The sequence below is a fragment of the Pseudomonas sp. 24 E 13 genome (assembly GCF_900004715.1).
Classification (GTDB): Bacteria; Pseudomonadota; Gammaproteobacteria; order Pseudomonadales; family Pseudomonadaceae; genus Aquipseudomonas; species Aquipseudomonas orientalis_A.
In genome coordinates, this window is the sequence record NZ_CVTO01000108.1 from 1 (window position 1) to 4,430 (window position 4,430).

Annotated in this window: 4 protein-coding genes; 1 reads left to right on the forward strand and 3 read right to left on the reverse strand. The window is 61.7% G+C overall.

What is annotated here, in order from left to right:
* Together BFP90_RS10350 and BFP90_RS10355 are read right to left on the reverse strand one after the other, a co-directional pair.
* Positions 1 to 786, reverse strand: a 786-nt coding sequence (locus tag BFP90_RS10350) for an alkaline phosphatase family protein (protein ID WP_141688953.1), incomplete at its 3' end; no start/stop codon positions are given.
* A gap of 139 nt (positions 787 to 925) precedes the next feature.
* Positions 926 to 2,344, reverse strand: a complete 1,419-nt coding sequence (locus BFP90_RS10355; RefSeq protein WP_065896595.1) for a short-chain fatty acid transporter — start codon at positions 2,342 to 2,344, stop codon at positions 926 to 928.
* A 185-nt stretch (positions 2,345 to 2,529) separates the two neighbouring features.
* Here BFP90_RS10355 and BFP90_RS10360 point away from each other — a divergent pair, with 185 nt between their 5' ends.
* A complete protein-coding gene (locus BFP90_RS10360; protein ID WP_065896596.1) occupies positions 2,530 to 3,819 on the forward strand; it encodes an MFS transporter in 1,290 nt (429 codons plus the stop codon).
* 136 nt (positions 3,820 to 3,955) lie between these two features.
* Here the strand turns inward: BFP90_RS10360 and BFP90_RS10365 are convergent, their stop codons facing one another.
* Positions 3,956 to 4,192: a hypothetical protein gene (locus BFP90_RS10365; protein ID WP_057725915.1), complete on the reverse strand. Its 237-nt coding sequence runs from the start codon at positions 4,190 to 4,192 to the stop codon at positions 3,956 to 3,958.
* Positions 4,193 to 4,430: the final 238 nt, after the last annotated feature.

The following is a 4,430-nucleotide window of genomic DNA, read 5'->3' on the forward strand; positions in this document are numbered from 1 at the left end:
GATCTGCGCCTTGGCTACCGACTGAGCCGCATTGGGATAGGTCGGTGCGGTGGCGCTGATCAGGTATTGATGATTGAGGAACGAGCCGCCGAACGCGCCCTGGAAGAAGTTATCGCACAGCACGAACTCCCGGGCCACGTCCCACAAGCGCAGAGAGTAACGGCTCTGGGCGTAATGGCCCATCACCAGGCCGCCGGAATCGCCCCAGGCCACGAAGCCGTCATTCTTGCCGCCGTTGATCTGCATCTGGTTCTGATAAAACACGTGCCACAAGTCACGGGTCACCAGGCTCAGCGGCAAGTCCTCGGCATTCGGGCCCTTGAGGGCGAACGGTGCGTTGGGTAGGTTTTCCTGGAATTGCACGGCGCTCGGGTAGGTCACCCCATCTACGCTCTGGGGGCCCGCCTGCAGGACGCCGCCCCAGGTCTGGGGGAGGGCCGGCAATACGCTCCCATCGCGGTCGCGTTGTTGGTAATCAGCGGCGGACAGCGCCGAGAGGGGTTTCTCCAGCCCTGGGAAATCGGCAAACAGATTGTTGAAGCTGCGGTTCTCGGCGTAGATCACTACGACGGTCTTCACCTGGTCGCGCAGGGCCTTGTCCAACTCCGGCGCTGTGAGTGGGCGCGCCGCCGGTTTTTCCGGTGCCTGGCCGGCATTTCCACAGCCACTCAAGGTTGCGCCCACCCCCAGCACCGCAGCGCCCCCCAGGAATCGCCGGCGACTGCTGTCAACCGGCGCCTGGCCTACGGAATCTGTGGAAGGGCGATCTACGTGCTCGTCACTCATTGCGCGGGAGTCCTTGGCGAGGTGTTGCAAGATGTTTCGCAGGACGGTAGCAATGCAATGTGACGGGATTAAGGCAGCTACAAGCTGCAAGCTTGAAGCTTGAAGCTTGAAGCTGAAAACTTGCAGCTTGCGGCTGCTCCTAAGGCATCACCGGCGGCAAATACGTCAATGTCGTCCCCAACGCCCATAGCAAGAACAACACCAACGGCGTGTGCACCAGCAATTGCACAAACGAAAACCCGATCAGATCTCGCGCCTTCAACCCCAGGACCCCGAGCAACGGCAGCATATAGAACGGGTTGATCAGATTCGGCAGCGCCTCGGCCGCGTTGTAGATCTGCACCGCCCAGCCCAGGTGGTATTGCAGGTCATTGGCCACCTGCATCACGTAGGGCGCTTCGATGATCCACTTGCCGCCGCCGGACGGGATGAAGAAGCCCAGCACCGCCGAGTACACGCCCATCAGCAGGGCATAGGTGTCGTGGGATGCGATGGAGGTGAAGAACAGCGAGATATGGTGCGCCAGGGTCTGGCCGTCGCCGCCTTTGACCACGGTCATCAGCGCTGCAATCGAGCCGTAAAGCGGGAATTGGATCAATACGCCCGTGGTGGTCGGCACGGCGCGGGCCACGGCGTCGAGGAAGCTGCGCGGGCGCCAGTGCAGCAGCGCGCCGACCATGATGAACAGGAAGTTATAGGTGTTGAGCCCCGAGATGGCGCTGATTGCCGGTTTGCTCGAGAACTCGTGGAACAACCAGCCGGCCGCCAGCAGCGCCAGCGCAATCGTCAGCAGCGGGCTGTGCTCCAGCCATTCGCCGGGTCGGGTCGGCGCCTGCGGCTTGGGCAGGTTGAACGCGGGGTCGACGCCGCAAGCCTTGGCATCACGCGCGCTGTTCGGGCCCGGCGCGGTGGCGTAGGCGATGATCAGCGAGACGATGATCAGGGCCAGCAACATCACGCCCGATTGCCACAGGAAGATGGTCTCGGTAAACGGGATCATTCCAGTGATCGCCAGGATCGACGGCGGCAAACTGGCCGGATTGGCCTGCAACTGTGCGGCCGATGACGACAAGCCCAGTGCCCACACGGCGCCCAGGCCCAGATAGGCCGCGGCGCCGGCGGCACGGTAGTCCATGCGCAGGTCCGTGCGACGCGCCAGTGCACGCACCAGCAAACCGCCGAATACCAGGGAAAGGCCCCAGTTGAGCAGGGAGGCCACCATGGAAATCAACGCGACCCAGGCCACGGCCGACCGGCCGTTCTTCGGGATGCGCGCTAGGCGGTCAATCAGCTTTACCGCAGGCGGCGAACTGGCCACCACATAACCACCGATCACCACAAAGGCCATCTGCATGGTGAAGGGAATTAGGCTCCAGAACCCATCGCCAAACGCCTTGGCGGCTTCGGTGGGCGCGGCGCCCATGCCCAGGGTGGCCACGGCGACAATGATCACGGCGAGGGCGGCGAACACCCACGAGTCCGGGAACCAGCGCTCGGCGAAGTTAGAGCAGCGCAGGGCAAATCGGGCATAGCGGCTTTCTTCGATAGCATCGGCCACGAGTCTTTCCTCTTGTATTTATTATGGGGTGGGCAGTTTTGCGGCATGTTCCGCTACGTTCATTGATTTGGGAATGTAGTTATCTTCATCGATCAATGAGTAAAACAAATATATCCACCGCGATTGCCATCATCCGGTTCAGCTCATAATCTGCACGCCATTTTGTTTGTCTGCCGAGCATGCACATGACTGCCACCGCTTCTTCACAGGCGCAGCGTTTCTCCCGCTCCGACTACAAAACCCTGGGCCTGGCCGCCCTCGGTGGCGCCCTGGAGATCTATGACTTCATTATCTTCGTGTTCTTCGCGCTGACCCTCAGCCAACTGTTTTTCCCCCCGCAAATGCCCGAGTGGCTGCGCTTGTTGCAAAGCTTCGGCATCTTCGTCACCGGCTACCTCGCGCGCCCGCTGGGCGGCATCCTGATGGCGCACTTTGCCGACCACCTGGGACGCAAGCGCGTGTTCAGCTTGAGCATCCTGATGATGGCCTTGCCCTGCCTGCTGATCGGAGTCATGCCGACCTACGCGCAAATCGGCTATTTCGCACCGCTGATCCTGCTGGTGCTGCGCGTATTGCAGGGCGCCGCCGTGGGCGGTGAAGTGCCCAGCGCCTGGACCTTCGTCGCTGAACATGCCCCGCGCAGTCATCGTGGGTATGCCTTGGGGTTCCTGCAGGCCGGGCTGACGTTCGGTTACTTGCTCGGCGCGCTCACGGCCACGTTGCTTGCACAGGTCTTCACCCCGGCCGAGATTCTCGACTATGCCTGGCGTTTCCCCTTCCTGCTCGGCGGCGTGTTTGGCGTGATCGGCGTATGGCTGCGCCGCTGGCTCAACGAAACGCCGGTATTCCTCGAAATGCAGGCCCGCCGCCAGGCTGCCGCCGAACTGCCACTGCGCACCGTGTTGCGCGACCACCGCGCCGTGTTGCTGCCGGCGATGATCCTCACGTGCGTGCTGACGTCGGCGGTGGTGGTGCTGGTGGTCATCACTCCGACCATGATGCAGAAAACCTTCGGCATGAGCCCCAGCCACACCTTCGCCTTGAGCGCGTTGGGGATTGTGTTTCTCAACATCGGCTGCGTATTGGCCGGCCTGCTGGTGGACCGCATCGGCGCCTGGCGCGCGGTGCTGGTCTACAGCCTGCTGCTGCCGGTGGGGGTGTTTATCCTGTATGCCAGCCTGATCAGCGGCGGGGTCTGGCTGGGCGCCGCCTATGCCGTGGCCGGCTTGAGCTGCGGGGTGGTGGGCGCGGTGCCGTCGGTGATGGTCGGGCTGTTTCCGGCGCAGGTGCGGGTGTCGGGGATTTCCTTCACCTACAACATTGCCTACGCGCTATGGGCGAGTACCACACCGCTGCTGCTGATTGCGCTAATGCCCACCAGTCCGTGGATTTGCGTGGGGTATTGCGTGGTGATGGGGGCGGTGGGCGTGGCGAGTGTGGCGGTGTTCGGCAAGCGACATACCCTGGTTGGCTGAGACTCAGGTCAGGACGATGATCGTGATTCATGTGGGAGGGGGCGTGCCCCCGATAGCGGTGTGTCAGCCAGCCTGTCTGTCGCTGATACACCGCTATCGGGGGCAAGCCCCCTCCCACATTGGTTTTGTGGTGTTTTCAGGTTCGTGGCATGCATTCGATGGTGCGGTTTATTACCGTTTTGGCCATTTCCAGCAGATGCCATGCGGCATGGATTCTTGCGCGGTCGTGGGGTTGCAGGTGATCGCAACAGTCCCACACCGTGGCCGATGCGCTGTGGATCAGATGGGAAATATAGAGTTGGGCGTCTTCGAAGCTGAGTTCTTCATTGACGACGAGGCAATCCATGGGTGGATCGGGGAGTGCTTTGGTCATGGTGTAACTCCTATTGAACAAGGGAGCGACCACCAACGCTGCTAAACGTGAGGTGGCAGCTGTACGCGGGTTAGCAGACCGGTCAATAGGAAAACCAGCGCACCCGAAGGTGCCCCACGTACAGCCGCCATAATGCGGTGAAAACGTGTGCCTATTGAACTCAGGCTGCTAAACCCGATCACTGAAATTCAGTGACGGACCGAAGACTAGCCATCGATTCCAACAGGCACAAGGCGGC